A 19,652-nucleotide genomic window follows, 5' to 3' on the forward strand; every position below is an offset into this window, starting at 1 on the left:
GGTGGACGCGACAACTACCTTGAAAAACGCCGCCGCCGTGCTTTTGCTTTTGATTTTGATCTGCGGGCCCCGTCAACCACGATGGCCGCAAGTAGGCACGGTGGAGCGGGTAAACCGGCAAGGATGCCGGTTTAGCCGCGCCGGGCCATGGATGGCCCGTCGCGGCGGCCCGCGGAACCGGGCCGGAGTGCGGGCATGCCGAGCCTAAGCGAGGCACCGAGTGGTGGGGCAGAGACCTTTTGGTTACTTTTGGCTGGGCCGGCATTCCGGGCGTTTGCCAAAAGTGACTCGCTGTAAGAGCGAAACCATAGGCGGCCGTTACCTAAATAATGGATATGTACCCCGAACAAAAACCTCAGCGCACCAAGCTCAAATCCACCCGCCCATCACGCACCGGCGGACACCAGTAATACCCCCCAGTCAACGGCTTGCTAATGCGATACAACCCATCAACAATCCCATCCTCAAGCCCACTCATCCGCCGCAGTTGGGCTTCAAACGCATCAAACGAATGCCCAAACGCCAGGAACATCAACCCCGCCTGACCATTCTCGGCCCATGGCATCGACCGCCGCACCACAAACGCCTCCGGGGTAAAACTCTCCTGAGCCGTACGCTTGGTGTGCGCCGACTCCGGCGCATCCTCCAGCTCCTCGTTATCACCATGGCGCCGACCAATAATGTGGTCCCGCTCCAGAGCCGGCAACGCCGCAAACCCATCCAGATCATGCTGCCACTGCTGGATCGCCGCAAAACTCGCACCACCCTGCGCCACCGCAGCCTCCACCGCCGCATCATCATGCGGATTCTCAGTGCCGTCCTCATAGTCGGTCAGGTCAAACCCGGTCTTGTAGCGAAACCCCTCGGTCATCTGCACCAGACCAAACCCCGGCGCCAGGGCCTTCTCGAACGCCCGGCTGCGCAACAGCAACTCACCGCGATCCACACCGTGCAACCAGACCCACAGCGCCTGCTGGGTCGACGGATTCTCCGCCCCCGGCCCGCTCACATGAGGGAACGCCCGCAACCCGTCAATCCGGGCGCCAAGGGCATTGACCAGCGGCTCACCAAAACCGACCACCGCACTGGCGTCCACCAACTGCACCAGCGCATCCAGTGCGGCAGGCACGGCATCCAGCGACTCAATGGCAAAAAACAGATGGCGTGCCTGCAACGGCACCGGTGCGGCAAGAATGCCCGGCTGGTACTGACTCATGTGAACTCCTTCAAGAAAGCCGCGCAGTTTACCCGGCGAGCTCACGGTTGTGCTCAAGGTTTTCCAAGGTTCGCGGGTTAATGCGTCTAGCCCTTGCCACACGGGCCGTTGATGGGTGAATCTCTAGTCACGTTTTGCAACCATTCCAGGGGTAGCGACATGACCACCGACAACCTGCTCGCCCAGCTGTTTCCCACTGCCGCCGAGATTCCCGAGCAATTCCGGCTCGCGGCGCCCATCGAACAACGTGATTACCTGGTCGGCGGCCAGTTGCATGTGTGGAACGGCCCTTTGGCCGAAGTGCGCAGCCCGGTGCAGTTGCGCGGCACCGACGGTGACACGCCGGTGATCATCGGCAGCACCCCGCTGCTAGACGCCGACACCGCCTTGACCGCCCTCGACGCTGCCGTGGCCGCCTACGACCGTGGCCAGGGCGCGTGGCCGACCATGCGCGTGGTGGATCGCATCCAGCATGTCGAAGCGTTTTTGCGGCGTATGCGCGAACAGCGTGACGCAGTGGTCAAGCTGCTGATGTGGGAGATTGGCAAGAACCTCAAGGACTCGCAGAAAGAGTTCGACCGCACTTGCGACTACATCACCGACACCATCAACGCCCTCAAGGAACTCGACCGCCGCTCCAGCCGCTTCGAGCTGGAACAGGACACCCTGGGGCAGATCCGCCGGGTGCCGCTGGGCGTGGCGCTGTGCATGGGCCCCTACAACTACCCGCTGAACGAGACCTTCACCACGCTGATCCCGGCGCTGATCATGGGCAACACCGTGGTGTTCAAGCCCGCCAAGCTCGGCGTGCTGCTGATTCGCCCGTTGCTGGAGGCGTTCCGCGACAGCTTCCCGGCCGGCGTGATCAACGTGATCTACGGCAGCGGTCGCGAGACGGTCAGCGCGCTGATGGCCAGCGGCAAGATCGATATTTTTGCGTTTATCGGCACCAACAAGGCCGCCAGTGATTTGAAGAAACTGCACCCGAAACCGCACCGCCTACGCGCGGCGTTGGGCCTGGATGCAAAGAATCCCGGGATCGTGCTGCCGCAGGTCGACCTGGACAATGCGGTCAACGAAGCCGTCACCGGTTCGCTCTCGTTCAACGGCCAGCGTTGCACCGCGTTGAAGATCCTGTTTGTGCATGAGGATGTGGTCGACAGCTTTATCGAGAAATTCAACCGCAAGCTGGCGACCCTCAAGCCTGGCATGCCGTGGGAAGACGGTGTGTCGCTGACGCCACTGCCCGAGCAGGGCAAGGTGGATTACCTCGGCGGCCTGGTGACCGACGCACTGGCCCATGGCGCCAAGGTGGTGAACGAGAATGGCGGCGCCAGCCGTGGCTCGTTTTTCTACCCGGCGGTGCTGTACCCGGTGAACCCGCAGATGCGCGTGTACCACGAGGAGCAGTTCGGCCCGGTGGTGCCGATCGTGCCTTACCGCGACCTGGAGACGGTGATCGACTACGTGCTGGAGTCGGACTTCGGCCAGCAACTGAGTATCTTCGGCACCAGCCCGAGGGAAGTCGGGCGCCTGGTGGACGCGTTCGCCAACCAGGTGGGCCGGATCAACATCAATGCCCAGTGCCAGCGCGGGCCGGACAGTTTCCCGTTCAACGGGCGCAAGAACTCGGCCGAGGGCACGCTGTCGGTACATGATGCGTTGCGGGTGTTTTCGATCCGTACCCTGGTGGCGACCAAGTTCCAGGCGAGCAACAAGGAACTGGTCAGTGACATCCTGCAGGAACGCACGTCGAGCTTTCTGACCACTGACTATATTTTCTGAGCCCGACACCGATCTAAAAATGTGGGAGCGGGCTTGCTCGCGAAAGCGGTGGTTCAGTCACCGGATGTATTGACTGACACGCCGCCTTCGCGAGCAAGCCCGCTCCCACATTGGAACTGAGTGAAGCCTGAACAACGAGGTTACCCTGATACCAATGAATCTCCCTCTCTTCGCCCGCCGCTTGCTGCGTCCGTTGCTGGACCCGTATCGGCGCTACCGTCACGCCAAGTTGATCCACGCGGTGCGGGTTTCCATTGGGTTGCTCGCAACGATCCTGCTCACCACCGGCATCAACCTGCCCCATGGTGAGTGGGCCTCGGTGACGATGCTGATCGTGATCGGCGGTTTGCAGCACCACGGCAATATCGGCAAGAAAGCCGTCGAGCGCGCCTACGGCACGTTGATCGGCGCCAGCGTCGGTTTGCTGCTGGTGCTGCAACAGGCGTATCTGGGGCAACCGCTGTTGACGTATTTGCTGATGTCGGTGGTGTGCGGGTTCTTTTCCTATCACGCCATCGGCAAGGGCGGATACATCGCGTTGCTGTCGGCCATCACCGTATTTATCGTTGCGGGCCATGGCGATAATCCGATATCGGACGGGTTGTGGCGCACGGTCGACATCCTGATCGGCATCGTCCTGGCCCTGGCGTTTTCCTTCGCCCTGCCGCTGTATGCGGTGTATTCCTGGCGCTACAACCTGGCCAGTGCCTTGCGCGATTGCGCGGCGATTTATAGCCGGATCATCAGCGGCCAATCGGTCACCGATGATGAACACCTCAAGCTGCTGAATCGCCTGAACGCCGCGATGCTGCAACTACGCTCGCTGATGCCATCGGTGTCCAAGGAAGTGCGGATTTCCATGACCGAGCTGGACACCCTGCAGCGGCATTTGCGGATGTGCATCAGCACCCTGGAGATCCTCGGCAACACCCGCCCCGACCCACGGGACAAGGAAGCCCTGGCGCGCATGCAGGTGGCGTTGAAAGCCGAGCACCGGCAGATTCGGGTGCAGTTGATCGGGATGGCGCGGGCGTTGCAATCCGGGGCCACCGACCGGCTGGAACGTCCGAGCACCACGCCGACCCACGAACAGACCTTTGAAGTGCCGGTGGTCAACGCGTTGGACGGTTACCGGTTATTGACCCTGCAACTGGCAGCCAATATTGACGCCATGCGCCAGCGCCTGGCCAAGAGCGCCAGCCACTGGAAAATCTGATCAGCCCCGGTGCAGCGCCTGTATCAACAGCTGCTGCAACGCCTGTAACCGGGGCGCGGGGCTGTCCTCGGCAAAGCGCAACACGTTCGCCACTTCGGGCAGCGGCATCCGCTGGTCGAAGGGGCGATACACTTCCACGCGCTTGTCGAGATGGTCACTGCTGAGCAGGCCGATGCCCAACCCGGCGGCGATGGCCGATACCACACCCTCCACCGACCCACATTCCACCACCACCTGCCAGCGAATGCCCAAGGCGCTCAGGCGTTCCTGGGCCAGTTGCCGGTAAAAACAGCCGGGGCCGAAGGTGATCAGCCGCACGCATTCGTCAGGCGCAGGCTGCCAGCCGGGCCGGGCGCACCAGTGCACCTGTTCGGTCCACAGCAATTGGTCCCGCGCTTCGATACGCGGGATAAAATCCTGATGCAGCGCCAGGTCCAGCTCACGGTCCACCAGGGCCTGGCGAAGCACGTGGCTCTGCTCCACCACAATTCGCACATCCAGTTGGCGGTGTTGCCGGGAAAACTGGCCGAGCAAGTTCGACAACTCGGCCATCGGCACCTGTTCGGTGGCGCCCAGGCGGATGGAACCTTGTAACTGCACCGGATTGAAATGCGTCAGCGCCGCGTCGTGGGCGCCTGCGCAACGACATCCGTGGGGCCGTGCTGCAGGTGGTGCAAAACGCCGGGCACTTTCTGATGGAGGATGCGCCGGAACGGGTGAGTGAGTACCTTGTAGACTTTATCGGCCAGGTTCACAGTAAACGCTGACTGCCATTTGTCGGGATTACACAAGCCAATAGACTTCACACTTTCTCTTACATATTTTTCACGTTTTATTCACATCCAGAGACGTAGGGTAAAGCCTCATCCGTTACAAACGTTGTAGTTAAAAACCCGCCGCCCCAGCGGGTTTTTTTTGCCCGGGATTTGAGTGGCCACACGGTTTCTGGAGAGAGGAGTCGAAGCAAACCGGCTCATTGCGAGCCGGTCTTGATGGGTCAACGAGCCACCTTGTTGACAGGCGACGCCGCTTGCTCACGTATCGCGCGCTGGGTATCGAGCACCCGCGCCAGGGCCGTTTCGGCTTCAGGACTTTGCTGCGGCACACGAATCGCCGCCGACACCAGGGTAATTAGCTTGGCCATGACCTCGGCATCCGTGGCCGGGCGTCCCAGGCTCATGGAGTTCATCAGCAAACGCAGCTCGGTACCGGCCATCACCCCGGAGATCGCCTTGAGGGCAAATTGCAGGCGTACCCCCAGCTCGTTGCGCGGCAAGTCCGGAAGCGCCAGTGCGAAGGCTTCGAAGAAGCGCTGGAACACCGGCTGGTAATGCACCTTGAGGTATTCCTGGATAAACGGCGACGTGTCGCTGTACACCCGCCCCAGGAACCGGATGAATGAACGCCCTTCCCCGCTGGCCGGGTCGCTGCGTTCCAGGCCCATGGCCGGGGCGAACAGCACCCCGAGCAAGGTGTCGCAATCCAGCGGGCCGTCGGATTCGGCTTCGCACCGGGCGAGCAACTCCAGGCGCTGCTCGTTGAGCGGCTCCAGGCGCTGCATCAGCAGGGTTTTCATCAGGGAGTCCTTGTCCCCGAAATGGTAATTCACCGCAGCGAGATTGACCTGGGCCCTCTCGGTTATCTGCCGCAACAAAACAGCGTCATAGCCGTATTTGATGAAAAGAGCCTCTGTCGCATCCAGCAATCGGGTCTTGGTAACGTTTGGAGCGCTGAGTTTCTTCGCGACCATAGGGATTGGGGTTCCACTGCGGAAATATTGTTTTAAAAATTAATTTGATTTTTTATACCGGGGCCGCTGCCTGAAAGCAAGTAGTGACACAGCGCCATACTATTCAAAGCCAACAGCAACGGGCTCATTGAGGGTAGCTGATGGATTTTTGCAGCGCCGGAAACGTCCCTTTGAAGAATCGTTTCAAAGGGTAAAACCGCTCTATATCCATGGCTGGCGGAACGGCTGGATCGCGGTTAGTATTCAAACAATATTTTAAAAACAAGAAATAAAACCAGTCCGTGACGTGTACCAGGCAGCTCCTGAACTTGTTACAAGGATTTTCAGGGGAAGCACGGTACTGTCGAGACTGCAGGCGTAGTCATGATGACAGATACCCCCGCGCACCCAGGCTTTATCTACCTGCAAGGCATCGGCAAAAGCTATCAGCTGGCCGGTCAACACCTGTCGATTCTCAATGACGTATGCCTGTCCATCGACACCGGTGACAGCTGCGGCATCCTCGGCGCCTCCGGCTCCGGTAAAAGTACCCTGCTCAATATTCTCGGCCTGCTGGATTTGCCCGACTGCGGCCGGTACCGCTTTGCCGGCCATGACATTTTCAGCGCCAGCCCCGATCAATTGGCGGCGATCCGCAATCAGCAGATCGGTTTCGTCTTCCAGAGTTTCAACCTGCTGCCACGCCTCAGTGCCCTGGACAACGTCGCCCTGCCCCTGAGCTACCGCGGCGTGTCACGCCACGACTCGGTGGAACAGGCCCTGCGCATGCTCGACCAGGTGGGCCTGGCCGAGCGCGCCCACCATCGCCCGGCCGACCTTTCCGGCGGCCAGCGCCAACGGGTCGCCATCGCCCGGGCATTGGTCGGCAACCCGTCGGTGATCCTCGCCGACGAACCCACCGGCAACCTCGACAGCACCACCGCCCAGGAGATCATGGACCTGTTGCTGGCGCTCAACCGCGAGCAGCAGGTGACGCTGATCATCGTCACCCATGACCCGTACATTGCCGAACGCCTGAATCGCAAGATCCTGGTGCGCAATGGCGTGGTGCAAGAGGCCGGGCGCCTATGAGCCTGCGGGTCGAACAAAGCCTGAGCCAGTTGTTGCACGAGGCGTTTGTCAGCCTGCGCACCCTGGGCAAGCGCTCGATCCTGGCCTTGCTGGGCATCGTCATCGGCAGTTCCTCGGTGGTGGCACTGATCAATATCGGGCACAACGCCGCCGAAGACGCGGCGATGATTTTCAAGGACATGGGCACCGACACCCTGGTGGCGCAATTCCCGCCCAGGGGTGCCAGCACTGCGCAAATGCCCGCCAGCCTGGACCTGGAAGCCGTACGGCGCAGCGTTCCCGGCATTGCCCATATCGGTGCGGTCTCGCTGTTCAGCGGGCCGGTGGTGTTCAATGGCCGTACCTGGAACGCAAGCCTCGTCGGCAGTACGCCGGACCTCAAGGATGCCATGCGCCTGTCGGTGCGCGACGGGCGCTTCCTGTCGAGTTTCGATGCTGGGGAAACCTATGCGGTCGTCGGTGACCAGGTCGTCCAGGCCTTGAGCGTGCCCGGCGACCCGCTGCAACTGGGCGACCGGGTACGTATCAACGATTACCTGTTCCTGATCGTGGGCATTCTGCACAGCCAGCCCCGGGCAATGCTGATTCCCGTACAGGCCAACGAATCGCTGTTCGTCCCCGCCCCGGGCATCCGCCGGATCCACGCCAGCCCGCAAATCGGCAACGTGATCATCCGTGCCATCCCCGGCCAGGATATGGAACGCCTCGCCCAGGACTCAGCCGTGGCACTGCGAGCCCAGCTCACCGACCACGATGTCGACATTCAGGTGCCCCAGCAAATGATCGATGGCATGACCCGGCAAAGCCGGACCTTCGCCTACCTGCTGCTGGCCCTGGGCGCAATCTCCCTGGTGGGCGGCGGCGTCGGCGTGATGAACGTGATGCTGATGAACGTCTCGGAGCGGCGCCGGGAAATCGGGATTCGCATGGCCCTCGGCGCGCGCCAGCGCGACATTCGCAACCTGTTCCTGCTGGAAGCCGTGACCCTGACCGCCGTGGGTGCGGTATGCGGCGCGGTACTGGGCATGACCGCCGCGTACCTGTATGCCAGGCTGTCCGGCTGGCAGTTTTCCCTGGCGGTGGCCGCGCTGCCGCTCGGGGTCGGCAGCACGTTGCTGGTGGGGCTGTTTTTCGGGATCTATCCGGCCGTGTCGGCCTCACGGCTGCAGCCGGTGGAGGCCCTGCGCGATGAATAGACGGCTGTTGCTATTGATCGCCCTGGCGAGCCTGCACAGTGTGGCTGCCGACGTGGTGATTCGTCCCTCGGCGCCCAGCACCACCCGCAGTGGCTATGAACGCAGCGTGTCGCTGAATGCCCAGTCCACCACCCTGACCCTGGGGGATGCGGTGTACCTGGGCCTGCGCAACAACCCGGCGATTCGCAGCGCGTACCTGCAACGGGTGGCGCAGAAATTCGACCTGCGGGTGGCTGAAGACACGTTCAACCCCAAGTTGACCCTGAACAGCTACTACCGCGCCACCAAGGGCACCGACGACAGCGCCCGCAACGCCAACCTGGCGCCCAATGCCACCTTGCTCAGTGAGTACGGCACGCGCCTGAGCATGAACTGGACCCAGCAACTGAACAACGCCGATCGCGCCGGGCGCTACCGCAGCGACGGCCTCGACCTGTCAGTGATCCAGCCACTGATGCGCGGTGCCGGCTGGGACGCCACCACCGCCCCGCTGCGCCTGTCACGCCTGTCGGAACAGGCCAACCGCCTGAACCTCAAGGCCAACGTGGCGCAGACCATCAGCAACATCATCGCCACCTACCGCGAGTTGCTGCGGGCCCAGGAACAACTGAGCATCGTGCAGGACGCCCTCAAGCGCTCCGGCACCTTGCTTGAAGTGAACAAGGCGCTGATCAGCGCCGGGCGCATGGCCGAGTTCGAGATTGTGCAGACCGAAGCCGATATCGCCACCCAGCAACTGGGGGTGGAAGAAGCCCAGAACCAACTGGACACCAGCCGCCTGGCCCTGCTGCGCCTGCTGGCGCTCGACCTGTCGACACCGATACGCGCCACCGAGGCCCTTGAAGCCAAGCCCATGGACATCGACAAACGCCAGGCTTTCGTGCTGGCGCAGAACCAGCAGCCGGAATACCTCGCCACCCTGCTCGGCAGCCAGCAGGCCGACCTCAACCTGGTGATCGCCAAGGACTCCGGCCGCTGGCAAGTGGACCTGGTGGCCGGTGCCAACCAGATTCGGGCCGCCACCAATGACGATAACGGCTACAACAGCAATCGGCGCTGGGACAGCTACGCCGGCGTGCAGGTGCAGATTCCCATCGGCGACATCAGTACTCGCCAGGCCGAGGTGCACGCGCGGGTCGATGTGGAAAACCAGGAGATCATCATCGCCGACGCCCGCCAGCAACTGGAGCGCGACGTCAACGATGTGGTGCGCGACCTCGGTACCCGCTGGCGCCAGTATGAAATTTCCCAGCGGGCGGTGGAGTTGTCCAAGCGCAAGATCGAAATCGAACGGGAAAAACTCAGCGCCGGGCGCTCCACGAACTTCCAGGTATTGAGTTTCGAAACCGACCTGCGTAACGCCGAGAACTCACGGCTCAATGCGCTGATTGCCTATTTGAACGCCCAGACTCAGCTCGACCTGACCCTGGGCATGACGCTGGAAAGTTGGGAAATCGCCCTCAATGACTACTAATAAGAAGCGCCTGTTGGGCGCCGTGTTGATTGTGCTGGTGGCCGGCGTCGGCATCACGCTGCTCAGCCGTCAAAGCCCGGCCGCCAACCAGCCCGGCAACGCCGAGCAGTGGCTGGCGGTGAAGGTCGACCCGCTGGTGCATCAGATCGGCCTGGTGGGCAAGATCGAGCCTGACACCACCATCACCCTCACCGCGCCGTTCGACGGTAATGTGCAGGCCAACCTGGTGGAACAGGGCCAGCGGGTCGAGGCCGGCCAGGTGCTGCTGCGCATGGACCCGGCCACCCTCGAAGTGCAACTGCGCGACGCCCTCTCCGCCCAGCTCAAGGCCCGGCGCACGGTGCAGGAAATGCAGGACTGGGACAGTGGCCAGCAAGTCGGGCGCGCCCGCCGCACCCTGCGCACTGCCGAAATGACCGCCAGCAACACCCAGCGCAAACTGACCGAAAGCGAGAACCTGTTCAAGCGCGGCATCATCCCGCGCAACGAACTCGACGACCTGAAACAGCAGGCCACCCAGCAACAACTCGACCTGACGGCCGCCCGCGCTGAGCTGCAACAGGCAGTTGAACAAGGCCAGGGCGAATACCGGCAGATCGCCGATATGGAGCTGACCAATGCCACCGTGAAATATGACGCCCTGCATACCCTGCTCGACGGCAAGGAAGTCAAGGCCCCGTTCTCCGGCATTGTGGTGCCGGCGCCGGGCAGTAACTCATCGACCCAGGGCAGCGGGAGCACTAACGCGCCGGTGCAGGCCGGGAGCAAGGTCAACCAGGGCCAGGTGCTGTTTGGACTGGCGAACATCGAGAAACTGAAAATCGTCGCCAAGGTCTCGGAACTGGACATCAACCAGTTGCACCAGGGGCAGGCGGTGGAGGTGATGGGCGACGGGTTTGATGGGGAACGGCTGACGGGGTCGGTCAGCGTGGTCAGTGGCCTGGCGATTGCCAGCGACAGCCAGGGTAGCGCGCAGTTTCCGGTGACCCTGTCGATTCCCAAGCTGACCCCGCGACAGTTGCAGCGGGTAAGGTTGGGGATGAGTGCGCGGTTGACCATTGTGACCTACAACAATGACCAGGCGATTGTCGTACCGGCCCAGGCGATCAGTCGCGGGGACGGTGCGATGACGGTGGAATATCGGGCCGCGATGGATAAGCCGGTGGAGCGGGTGACGGTGACCACCGGGCAGTCGACGGCCCAGGGGGTTGAAGTGTTTGGGTTGAAGCCTGGGTTTGTGAAGGTCGGTCCATGAACCCGACCTGTAGGAGCTGGCTTGCCTGCGATAGCAATCTCTCAGTTGATAAAGATGCAGCTGACCCACCGCTATCGCAGTCAAGCCAGCTCCCACATTAGATTCAGAGGTGTGCCAACCTCGCGGCCAGCGCCTTGGCCTGAATCGCGACATCCGTCACTGCGGTACTTTCCCACCACATCCCGCGCAACGGCGGGCCCATGGCAAACAGCCGCCGGCTGACATTCCCGTGGGCATCCAGCACCGCCCCCGACACATCCGCCGCAATCCCCAACGCCAACGGCCCGGGCTGAATCAGCCCGCGCTTGAGCAACTGCCTGGGCAACGGCCGGGCCACGCGCCGCCAGTCATATTCAATCCCGCTGGAGTTGATCAGCGCTGCCCCCGACACCTGCACCACATCCTGCTCTCCACGATGACGCAGGCGGATCGTCACCTCACCTTGCGAAGGTACCAGCCCCTTGTACGAAGCCGCCCGGATCCGCAGCCGCCCTTCCCCATGCAACCGCGCCACCAACTCGGCACTCAACGGCGGCGAACGGTGGTGGTGGCTTTCCCACCAGGGCCGCACATGCCGCACGAACTGACGTTTCTCGCCCTCGCTGGCCTGGCTCCACAACCGCCCGATGTTGGCACGCACGGTGTCCAGCGGCGCTTGCCAGTCAATCCCCTGCTCCAGCGCGAGCCGGCATTGGCGCCGCACCTCCCGCAGCAATTGCCGGGGGCTGCGCAGGCTGTGGTCTTCTCCCAGGAAGTCGACCCAGGCCGGCGGCTGCCGACGGACATGGGGCAACAGGCCGTGGCGCGAAAAAATCTCGATGGGCCCGCGATGGCCGGCCTGTTCCAGGGACACCACGGCGTCCACCATGGTCAGCCCGGAACCGATGATCAGTACGGTGGATTGCGGGTCCAGTTGGGTCATGGCCGATACATCCCACGGGTCGACGGCAGCGGCATTCAAGCCGCTGGATTCGGTCTGTGGCGTGCGTGCCGCCGGGAACATGCCGGTGGCCAATACCGCACAGGCACCGCGCAGTTGCTGGCCGTCGCTCAAGGTCAGCCGTGTGGCGTGTTCATCCACCTCAAGGTCTGTCACCTCGGCGCGAATGTGCTCGACGGTCGACGCGGAAATCGCCTTGGCCTCGGCCAGCCGCTGCTGCGCGTACAGGCCAAAAATCCCGCGGGGCGGAAACAGTTCGCTGATGGGCACGTGCTGCTGGTCCGACTCGGGCCAGCCGCCGCCGGCGATGTAGGCGGTCAGCCACTGGGTCAGGTCATCGGCGTTGTCCGGGTCGACGCTCATGCGCGCGGCGTTGCCGTTCAAGGTGTGCCCAAGCTCTACCGCACTGTAGGCCTCGCCGCGCCCCAGTTCCTGGCGCGGCTCGATCACCAGGATCTGCCGCGTGCCCGGCAGGCGCAGCAACTGCACCGCCAGCATCGTCCCGCTCAGGCCGCCGCCGACAATCAGCACATCGGCGTTGCGAATGGCGCTCGTCGCCTGTCCGCGTTCGGTTTCACTCATGAAATTGCGCCCTTACTGTCTGCCTGAATGGTTGTGGTAAAAATCGCCCCGTGCAGTATCCAGCACATCGACCCGGGACGCCTAGTTCAGCCCGACTGCGGGAAGCCCAGGCTCTGGCCGCTAATCAGCCATTGCTCCAGCACCGTCGCCAGGCCGCCTTGCCAATGGGTGCTTTCCCCGCTCCACAATTCGGTCTTGCCCGAAGGCTGCCACCAGCGACAGAGCCGTTGTGAGGTGTCCACAGGGTCGATCCGTCGCACCATCGCCAACGTCTGGAGCCCAGGGGCATACGCGTGGGTAGGCCGGATGCGCCACACTTGTTGCTGCAGGGCAGCGGGCTCGAGGTCATCCGCCAGGGTCAGGATCTGGCCACCGATCACCTGGGCGGCCAGGGCCAGCAGCAATAGGCCGGGTTCGAAGGCACCGCTGAGGGCCAGCCGCGACTGCTCGGTAAAGCCCTGCTGACGCAAGCCATCAGCCAGGCGCTCGACATCCCGCAACGCATCGATCCAGCGCCAGGCATACCACTGGCCGTCACGCTTGTGGCGCAGGGCGCTGTGCAACGGGGTCACCTGTGCCCAATGGCGCAACTGCGCCAACGCCTCGGGCAACACCGTAACCCGTTCGGCGGGCCATTCCACATCCAGCGCAAGTTCAAGTTCATGCACGCTCATAGGGTGATGCTCCTATTGGTGAAACAAGCATGCGGTGGTCCGCTGGCCGGATTTATGTGGGCGGCGGTGGGACGGCTCGACTCGCTCGCGAAAACGGTGCGTCAGGCAACATCAATGCTGAATGTCAGTCCGCATTCGCGAGCAAGCCCGCTCCCACATTTGTTTTATGTACACCCGACAAATCACGATAGCTGGCCCCCGGATGGTTGTCCGCCAACCGCGCGCCGTCCCCAAACAATTTCTCCCGCAGGGTGCCCTGGGCATATTCGGTCTTGTACACGCCGCGCTTCTGCAACTCGGGCACCAGCAACTCGACCGCGTCGATAAAGGTCTCGTGGGTCAGTGCATAGGCCAGGTTGAAGCCGTCCACATCGGTCTCTTCAACCCATTCCTGCAACAGATCGGCCACGGTTTCAGGGCCGCCGACGAACAACGGGCCGAAGCCGCCGATGCCCACCCAGTCTGCCAGTTCATTCGGGGTCCAGACCTTGTTCGGGTCGGCAGTGGAGAAGGCTTCCACCGCCGATTGAATGGCGTTGGTATGCACATGCTTGAGGGGTTCATCGGGCTTGAACTGGCTGAAGTCGATGCCGGTCCAGCCGGAGATCAGGGCCATCGCGCCTTCGTAGCTGACATAGGATTTGTATTCGTCGAATTTGGCCTTGGCCTTGGCATCGGTCTCGCCAACGATCACCGTCTGCAAGTTGAAGATCAGGATTTTCTTCGGGTCACGCCCCGCCTCGGCCGCACGGCGGCGGATATCGGCAACGGTTTTCTTCAGCAGCACTTTCGACGGCGCGGCGACGAACACGCATTCGGCCTGCTCGGCGGCGAACTGTTTGCCCCGGCTGGAAGCGCCGGCCTGGTAAAGCACCGGCGTGCGTTGTGGCGAAGGCTCGCACAGGTGAATGCCGGGCACCTGGAAGTGTTTGCCGACGTGGCGGATCTCGTGGATCTTGCTCGGGTCGCTGAAGATCCGCCGTTCGCGGTCGCGTAACACCGCGCCCTCTTCCCAGCTGCCTTCCCAGAGCTTGTAGCAAACCTCCAGGTATTCCTCGGCGTAGTCGTAGCGCGCATCGTGTTCGGTCTGGGCTTTCTGGCCGAGGTTCTTCGCGCCGCTTTCCAGGTACGAGGTGACGATGTTCCAGCCGACGCGGCCCTTGGTCAGGTGGTCGAGGGTGGAAAGGCGCCGGGCGAACGGGTACGGGTGTTCGAAGGACAGTGAAGCGGTGAGGCCAAAACCCAGGTGTTCGGTGACCAGCGCCATGGGTGCGATCAGCGACAGCGGGTCGTTGACCGGCACCTGGGTCGCCTGGCGAATCGCTGCGTCACCGTTGCCGTTATAGACGTCGTAGATGCCCAGCACGTCGGCGATGAACAGGCCGTCGAACTTGCCGCGCTCGAGAATTTTTGCCAGGTCGGTCCAATATTCCAGGTCCTTGTACTGCCATGAGCGGTCACGCGGGTGGGCCCACAGGCCCGGCGACTGGTGGCCGACACAGTTCATGTCGAAGGCATTCAAACGGATTTCACGAGGCATTAAACGTTACTCCGGGGGGCGACACCGTTGAGGTGGTAGTTGCCGACAATCTGGTATTTCCAGCGCAGGGGATCATCAAGGGTCGGCGGCAGCGCAGTACGCTGGCCGGTGAGTTCGAATTCGGCGTTGCTGACAGCGATGAGGGCCTCGGCAGCCGCTATCTGGGCTTCTGTGAGGGCCACCGGGCCTGGGTGGGTTTCGGCACGCTCAAACAAAGCAGCCGCTACCTCCACGCGAATCTGCAAATCGCCAAAGCGGCTGATCACGTAGGGGTCATCACTTTTCTCGACAAAGCGCCGGGTGCTTTCCAGCAGTTGGCGCGCCTGATTCAGTGCGGTCATGGATGCAGCTCCTCAGTTCCAGGCATGGCGTGCGGGCTTGACGCCGTTGAGCACGAAGTTGCCGATCAGGTGGTATTTCCAGCGGGCCGGGTCGTGCAGGGTGTGGGTACGTGCGTTGCGCCAGAAGCGGTCGAGGTTGTGCTTGCCGGACACCGAGCGGGTGCCGGCCAGCTCGAAGAGTTTGCTGCTGGCGAGCAAGGCGGTTTCCGCCGACAGCACTTTGGCCTGGGCGACGACCAACGAGGCATTGGCCACGGTGTCTTCGTTGGGGTTGGCCAGGGCCTGGTCGACGGCAATGCCGGCCTTGGCGAGGATCGCTTCGGTGCCGTGGACCCGCCATTCCAGGTCGCCGATGGCGGCGATGGTGAACGGGTCTTGCCAGCCGTGATCCTGCTGGCTGTCGATCCAGGGCCGGGCCTGGCGTGCATGAATCTTGGCTTGTTCCAGGGCCCCGAGGGCGATGCCGGTGTCGACGGCCGCCTGGATGATCTGCGAAATCGGGCCGTTGGCGGTGGGTTGGTCGAAGGCCTGGTGCGCGGGGATCACCGCACTCAGCGGCACCTTCACACCGTCGAGGGTCACGCCGCCGCTGGCGGTGGTGCGCTGGCCGAAGCCGTCCCAGCTGTCGATCACTTGCAGGCCCGGCGCGTCCCGTTCGACAAAGGCGATGAACGCCTGGTCCTTTTCGTTGACGCCCACCGTCGGCACGATATGGGCGAACAGTGCGCCGGTGCAGTAGAACTTCTCGCCGTTGATGTACGCACTGTCGCCGTCAAAGCGCACTTGTGTGTCAAACGTGCCGGCGTTCTTGCTCTTGGCTTCGGAGAAGGCATTGCCAAACCGATAGCCCTGCAGGACCTTGGCGAAGTAGTGCTGCTTTTGCTCCTCGCTGGCGGTTTGCAGGAGGATGTCGACGACGCCCAGGTGGTTCTGCGGAATCTGCCCCAGGGACGGGTCGGCAGCGGAGATCAGCTTGATCACCTCGGCCACCGTCACATAGGACACTCCCGCGCCGCCGTAGGCCTTGGGAATGGTGATGCCCCACAGGCCACTGGCAGAGAATTCGTCCAGCTCGGCCACCGGCAGGCGTCGCTCGCGGTCGCGCACGCCGGCGTCCACGGCAAAACGCTTGGCCAACTCGGTGGCAACCGCAATGGCCTCGGCGTCCGAACGGATGATGTGGGCAGGTTGTAGGGGTTGGGCTGACATGGGCCGACTCCAGGCTCCAGAGAGATACTGGAGTGATTGCAGGAGTCGTGCCCGAATGCAATGTGCAATGAAATCAGCGGGTTGCCGGTATATCAGGGAAGTCGTTGGCGGTTCAAAACAGCAAAGTGTCCAACCACTGTTGCGCTGCCAACAGTTAAATCACCACGTTGCGCACAAACCGCACCGCCACGTCGCCGTCATTGCGATAGGCGTGAAGGTAGCGGCTGGCGAACATCAGGAACTCACCGGTGGCGACGTTTTTTTCCTCATCCCCCAGCACCAGCGTCAGGGTGCCTTCGAACACAAACAACTGCACGCTCCAACCCTCGGGGTCCGGTTCAGGCATGTAGCGATCGCCGGGCTCCAGGCGCATCTCCCATAGTTCCACCTCGCGACGCGCGGTGGCCTTGGCCAGCAGCACGGCTTTGCTGCCGGGGATGTCACCGGCCCAGGCCAGTTCGTTGATACGGCTGTGATCAGCGGCATCCGGGGCCTGGATCAAGTCGCTGAAGGCCACGTCCAGGGCTTCGGCCACCCGGTCGAGCGTCGACAGGCTGACGTTTTTCTCCCCCGCCTCGATTGCCACCAGCATGCGCCGGCTGACGCCGGATTTTTCGGACAGCGCCGTCTGGCTCAACTCAGCCGCATGGCGCAGGCGCCGAACGTTCTGGCTGACGTGTTGCAGGACCGAGGCCCGTTGCGGATTTTCTTTGTGCACTATATTGCTCACAGGGTGGGGTTGCGCAGTATACTGCCCAGCTTGCGGCGCATTGTGCGGTCCGCGCCCTTCCTGTGCAAGACCGAGCCGCCATGACCACCTCCCCGTTGTTTTCCCGTTTCAGCAAAGCCGAATGTGTATTGGTGGTGATCACCATGTTTTGGGGCGGCACCTTTTTGCTGGTGCAGCACGCCATGGCGGTCAGCGGCCCGATGTTTTTCGTCGGCCTGCGTTTTGCTGCGGCGGCGCTCATCGTCGGGGCGTTCTCATTCCGCAGCCTGCGGAACCTGACGCTGTTTGAATTGAAGGCTGGCTGCTTTATCGGTGTGGCGATCATGTTCGGCTACGGTTTGCAGACCATTGGCTTGCAGACGATCCTGAGCAGCCAGTCGGCATTTATTACTGCGCTGTATGTGCCATTCGTGCCGCTGCTGCAATGGCTGGTACTGGGACGGCGGCCGGGGTTGATGCCGAGCATCGGCATCATGCTCGCGTTTACCGGGCTGATGCTGCTGACCGGCCCGGCCGGGGCATCATTGAATTTCAGCCCCGGTGAAATCGCCACGTTGATCGGTGCGGTAGCAATTGCCGCCGAGATCATCCTGATCAGCGCCTTTGCCGGGCAGGTGGATGTACGCCGGGTAACGGTGGTGCAACTGGCCACGGCGTCGGTGCTGTCGTTCCTGATGGTGGTGCCGATGGGCGAGGCACTGCCGGGGTTTTCCTGGTTGCTGCTGTTCAGCGCGGTGGGCCTGGGGCTGACCAGCGCGGTGATTCAGGTGGCGATGAACTGGGCGCAGAAAAGCGTCTCGCCGACTCGCGCCACGCTGATTTATGCCGGGGAGCCGGTGTGGGCCGGCGTAGTCGGGCGGATTGCCGGGGAGCGCTTCCCGCCGATTGCCATGGTGGGCGCGGCGTTGATCGTGGCGGCGGTGATTGTCAGTGAGATGAAAACCCGCCGGCAGCGGCTCGCCGAGCCCCAGGCCGAACTGGAACATGAAAACCAGGGTTAAGCGGCCTCAGAGGCGCAACTCACCGTCCAGGTTGATGGCCTGCAGGAACGCCTCGTCATGGGACACCACGATCAGCGCGCCCTGGTACTGATTGAGCATTTGCTCCAGGGCAATCCGGCTGGGCAAGTCCAGATGGTTGTCGGGTTCGTCCAGCAACAACAATTGCGGCGGATGCTCGGCGTAGAGCTGTGCGGCCAGGGCAATTTTCAGACGCTCGCCGCCGCTCAGTTGGCGCGTATCGAGGACCGCCCGGTCGGCATCGATGCCCATTTGCGCCAGCCGGGTACGCGCTTCGCTTTCCGCCAGTAGCGGATTACTTTCGTAAAGCCATTGCACCGCCGTGCGCTCGGGGTGCTCCAGCCCGGCGTGTTGGTCCAGCCAGCCGATATGGCAACTGCGCGCCAACTCACCGGCAGCCACCGGCAACTGGCCGGCAATCACCCGCAGCAGGGTCGACTTGCCACTGCCATTGGCTCCCAGGATCGCCATGCGCGTCGGGCCGGTCAGGGTGAGATTGATCGGCGCCGGGCTGCCAAACGGCAACACCACGTCGTTCAACTGCAGCACCAGCTTGCCCTGGGGCACCACGCTTTCCGGCGACAGCATCATGCGCTGGATCTCGGGCGCACACCGCGCACGCGCCTCGGCGATCCGTTGCTGTTGCTGCTCACGCGCCAGCTGCTGGTTGAGGCGCAACTTGCCCTGGCTGTTTTCACTGCGCTCTTTCTGGGCGTTGGTGATCAGTTTGGTCTGGTTGCCATCCCGGGCCTGGCGGTCGCCCCGGGCATTGCGGCGTTGCTGACGCTCCATTTGGATGACCGCTTCACGTTGTTCACGTTTGGCGTGCGCGCGCTCCCCCTGCAACGCCGACTGGAACGCCTGCTGCTCCTGCTCCCGTGTCGCCGCATAGTGGCTGTAATTACCGCCGTACACCGCCAAGCCCTTGGGCGACAGTTCGACAATCTCGTCCATGTGCTCCAGCAACCCGCGATCATGGCTGATCAGCACCAGGCCGCCGGGCCACCGATCAATCTGCTGGGCAAGCTTGTGCTGCTGATCGATGTCCAGGTGGTTGCTGGGCTCATCGAGGATCAACCAGTCTGCCCTCGACAACCAGGCGCCCAGCAAAGCGACGCGCTGGCGTTCGCCGCCACTGAGGGCCGCGGTTGGCGAGTCGGCAGTCAAGTGCCCCAGGCCGATTTGCTCCAGGGCCGCCGCCAGTCGAGGCGCGCAATCCCATTGATCAACGGCCAGTGCATGGTCCTGTTCGTCCACGCTGCCCTCGGCGATGCGCGCCAACGCCGCCAGCACTTGGTCGACACCTGCCAGCGCCGCCACGCTGGAATAGCGTTCGGGCTCCAATAGTTGCGTCACCGCGTACACACTGCCCTCGCGGCGCACATGCCCGCGGGTGGGCTGCAGGGTGCCCGCGAGCATTGCGCCCAGCAAGGACTTGCCCGTCCCGTTGGCCCCCACGAGGCCGGTCGCCCGGGCGCTGAAGGCATGGTTCAGATTGTCGAACAGGCTGCGTCCATCCGGCAGGCTGCAGGCGACATGGTCAAGGTGGAGCAATCGCTGGGTCATCACACGTCCTTATGCAACAGGCTGAAAAAAACCTCTGAACAGCATACCTGCCCTGGATACGGGCATTGAAACAATGCCAAACAGCCTT

At 62.8% G+C, this 19,652-nt stretch carries 16 protein-coding genes and 1 pseudogene; 7 read left to right on the forward strand and 10 right to left on the reverse strand.

All coding sequences use genetic code 11. The annotated features are described in order from the left end of the window. Nucleotides 1-355 precede the first annotated feature (355 nt). The gene (locus tag HX786_RS28075) at nt 356-1,216 is read right to left on the reverse strand and encodes a Dyp-type peroxidase (protein WP_102369500.1); all 861 of its coding nucleotides are present in this window, start codon (nt 1,214-1,216) and stop codon (nt 356-358) included. A 159-nt stretch (nt 1,217-1,375) separates the two neighbouring features. Between HX786_RS28075 and HX786_RS28080 the strand changes: the two genes are divergently transcribed. Together HX786_RS28080 and HX786_RS28085 are read left to right on the forward strand one after the other, a co-directional pair. Further along, on the forward strand, nt 1,376-3,001 hold the full coding sequence (locus tag HX786_RS28080) for an NADP-dependent glyceraldehyde-3-phosphate dehydrogenase (protein ID WP_102369501.1): 1,626 nt from the start codon (nt 1,376-1,378) through the stop codon (nt 2,999-3,001). A 154-nt stretch (nt 3,002-3,155) separates the two neighbouring features. Beyond that, on the forward strand, nt 3,156-4,217 hold the full coding sequence (locus HX786_RS28085) for an FUSC family protein (protein WP_003211716.1): 1,062 nt from the start codon (nt 3,156-3,158) through the stop codon (nt 4,215-4,217). Here the strand turns inward: HX786_RS28085 and HX786_RS28090 are convergent, their stop codons facing one another. Continuing rightward, nucleotides 4,218-4,817 (reverse strand): LysR family transcriptional regulator substrate-binding protein, encoded by a 600-nt coding sequence (locus HX786_RS28090; RefSeq protein ID WP_256579503.1) that lies wholly within the window; start codon nt 4,815-4,817, stop codon nt 4,218-4,220. It abuts the gene before it with no gap. Between the two features lie 397 nt (nt 4,818-5,214). Beyond that, a complete protein-coding gene (locus tag HX786_RS28095; protein WP_003211721.1) occupies nt 5,215-5,967 on the reverse strand; it encodes a TetR/AcrR family transcriptional regulator in 753 nt (250 codons plus the stop codon). Nucleotides 5,968-6,330: 363 nt separating this feature from the next. On the opposite strand from HX786_RS28095, the gene HX786_RS28100 reads away from it, so the two are divergent. The 4 genes from HX786_RS28100 to HX786_RS28115 are packed head-to-tail and all read left to right on the forward strand — an operon-like array spanning nt 6,331 to nt 10,963. Beyond that, nucleotides 6,331-7,038 carry an ABC transporter ATP-binding protein gene (locus HX786_RS28100; RefSeq protein ID WP_178912895.1) on the forward strand — a complete coding sequence of 236 codons (708 nt, stop codon included), beginning with the start codon at nt 6,331-6,333 and terminating at the stop codon, nt 7,036-7,038. Next, a complete protein-coding gene (locus HX786_RS28105; RefSeq protein ID WP_178912896.1) occupies nt 7,035-8,234 on the forward strand; it encodes an ABC transporter permease in 1,200 nt (399 codons plus the stop codon). The genes HX786_RS28100 and HX786_RS28105 overlap by 4 nt, the downstream gene beginning before the upstream one ends. Beyond that, a complete protein-coding gene (locus tag HX786_RS28110; protein WP_178912897.1) occupies nt 8,227-9,708 on the forward strand; it encodes a TolC family protein in 1,482 nt (493 codons plus the stop codon). The genes HX786_RS28105 and HX786_RS28110 overlap by 8 nt, the downstream gene beginning before the upstream one ends. Further along, nucleotides 9,698-10,963: an efflux RND transporter periplasmic adaptor subunit gene (locus HX786_RS28115; RefSeq protein WP_178912898.1), complete on the forward strand. Its 1,266-nt coding sequence runs from the start codon at nt 9,698-9,700 to the stop codon at nt 10,961-10,963. Before HX786_RS28110 ends, HX786_RS28115 begins: the two co-directional genes overlap by 11 nt. 103 nt (nt 10,964-11,066) lie before the next feature. Here HX786_RS28115 and HX786_RS28120 read toward each other — a convergent pair whose 3' ends face one another. The 6 genes and pseudogenes from HX786_RS28120 to HX786_RS28145 form a co-directional block, all read right to left on the reverse strand. After that, nucleotides 11,067-12,485 carry an FAD/NAD(P)-binding protein gene (locus HX786_RS28120; protein ID WP_102605522.1) on the reverse strand — a complete coding sequence of 473 codons (1,419 nt, stop codon included), beginning with the start codon at nt 12,483-12,485 and terminating at the stop codon, nt 11,067-11,069. 92 nt (nt 12,486-12,577) lie between these two features. Further along, nucleotides 12,578-13,159 (reverse strand): annotated as a pseudogene (locus HX786_RS28125) (hypothetical protein); the annotation flags it as partial. A gap of 124 nt (nt 13,160-13,283) precedes the next feature. Continuing rightward, entirely contained in the window at nt 13,284-14,699 is a 1,416-nt protein-coding gene (locus HX786_RS28130; RefSeq protein ID WP_003211735.1) for an LLM class flavin-dependent oxidoreductase, read from the reverse strand. Continuing rightward, on the reverse strand, nt 14,699-15,040 hold the full coding sequence (locus tag HX786_RS28135) for a hypothetical protein (RefSeq protein WP_003211737.1): 342 nt from the start codon (nt 15,038-15,040) through the stop codon (nt 14,699-14,701). The genes HX786_RS28130 and HX786_RS28135 overlap by 1 nt, the downstream gene beginning before the upstream one ends. 12 nt (nt 15,041-15,052) lie before the next feature. Then, the gene (locus tag HX786_RS28140) at nt 15,053-16,249 is read right to left on the reverse strand and encodes an SfnB family sulfur acquisition oxidoreductase (protein ID WP_177045376.1); all 1,197 of its coding nucleotides are present in this window, start codon (nt 16,247-16,249) and stop codon (nt 15,053-15,055) included. Between the two features lie 154 nt (nt 16,250-16,403). Next, nucleotides 16,404-16,967 (reverse strand): helix-turn-helix domain-containing protein, encoded by a 564-nt coding sequence (locus HX786_RS28145; RefSeq protein WP_003211741.1) that lies wholly within the window; start codon nt 16,965-16,967, stop codon nt 16,404-16,406. Between the two features lie 92 nt (nt 16,968-17,059). Between HX786_RS28145 and HX786_RS28150 the strand changes: the two genes are divergently transcribed. Next, nucleotides 17,060-17,980, forward strand: coding sequence for a DMT family transporter (locus HX786_RS28150; protein WP_008432448.1), 921 nt, complete (start codon nt 17,060-17,062; stop codon nt 17,978-17,980). A 6-nt stretch (nt 17,981-17,986) separates the two neighbouring features. Here the strand turns inward: HX786_RS28150 and HX786_RS28155 are convergent, their stop codons facing one another. Beyond that, nucleotides 17,987-19,564 (reverse strand): ABC-F family ATP-binding cassette domain-containing protein, encoded by a 1,578-nt coding sequence (locus tag HX786_RS28155; protein WP_178903322.1) that lies wholly within the window; start codon nt 19,562-19,564, stop codon nt 17,987-17,989. Nucleotides 19,565-19,652 lie beyond the last annotated feature (88 nt).

Source organism: Pseudomonas sp. 21615526 (assembly GCF_013386245.1).
In the GTDB taxonomy this organism is placed as follows: Bacteria; Pseudomonadota; Gammaproteobacteria; order Pseudomonadales; family Pseudomonadaceae; genus Aquipseudomonas.

What these genes read in the sequence shown, in the direction of transcription:
- HX786_RS28075 (WP_102369500.1), bottom strand. Translation starts at nt 1,216, where the DNA reads ATGAGTCAGTACCAGCCGGGCATTCTTGCCGCACCGGTGCCGTTGCAG.
- HX786_RS28080 (WP_102369501.1), top strand. Translation starts at nt 1,376, where the DNA reads ATGACCACCGACAACCTGCTCGCCCAGCTGTTTCCCACTGCCGCCGAG.
- HX786_RS28085 (WP_003211716.1), top strand. Translation starts at nt 3,156, where the DNA reads ATGAATCTCCCTCTCTTCGCCCGCCGCTTGCTGCGTCCGTTGCTGGAC.
- HX786_RS28095 (WP_003211721.1), bottom strand. Translation starts at nt 5,967, where the DNA reads ATGGTCGCGAAGAAACTCAGCGCTCCAAACGTTACCAAGACCCGATTG.
- HX786_RS28100 (WP_178912895.1), top strand. Translation starts at nt 6,331, where the DNA reads ATGATGACAGATACCCCCGCGCACCCAGGCTTTATCTACCTGCAAGGC.
- HX786_RS28105 (WP_178912896.1), top strand. Translation starts at nt 7,035, where the DNA reads ATGAGCCTGCGGGTCGAACAAAGCCTGAGCCAGTTGTTGCACGAGGCG.
- HX786_RS28110 (WP_178912897.1), top strand. Translation starts at nt 8,227, where the DNA reads ATGAATAGACGGCTGTTGCTATTGATCGCCCTGGCGAGCCTGCACAGT.
- HX786_RS28115 (WP_178912898.1), top strand. Translation starts at nt 9,698, where the DNA reads ATGACTACTAATAAGAAGCGCCTGTTGGGCGCCGTGTTGATTGTGCTG.
- HX786_RS28120 (WP_102605522.1), bottom strand. Translation starts at nt 12,485, where the DNA reads ATGAGTGAAACCGAACGCGGACAGGCGACGAGCGCCATTCGCAACGCC.
- HX786_RS28130 (WP_003211735.1), bottom strand. Translation starts at nt 14,699, where the DNA reads ATGCCTCGTGAAATCCGTTTGAATGCCTTCGACATGAACTGTGTCGGC.
- HX786_RS28135 (WP_003211737.1), bottom strand. Translation starts at nt 15,040, where the DNA reads ATGACCGCACTGAATCAGGCGCGCCAACTGCTGGAAAGCACCCGGCGC.
- HX786_RS28140 (WP_177045376.1), bottom strand. Translation starts at nt 16,249, where the DNA reads ATGTCAGCCCAACCCCTACAACCTGCCCACATCATCCGTTCGGACGCC.
- HX786_RS28150 (WP_008432448.1), top strand. Translation starts at nt 17,060, where the DNA reads ATGACCACCTCCCCGTTGTTTTCCCGTTTCAGCAAAGCCGAATGTGTA.
- HX786_RS28155 (WP_178903322.1), bottom strand. Translation starts at nt 19,564, where the DNA reads ATGACCCAGCGATTGCTCCACCTTGACCATGTCGCCTGCAGCCTGCCG.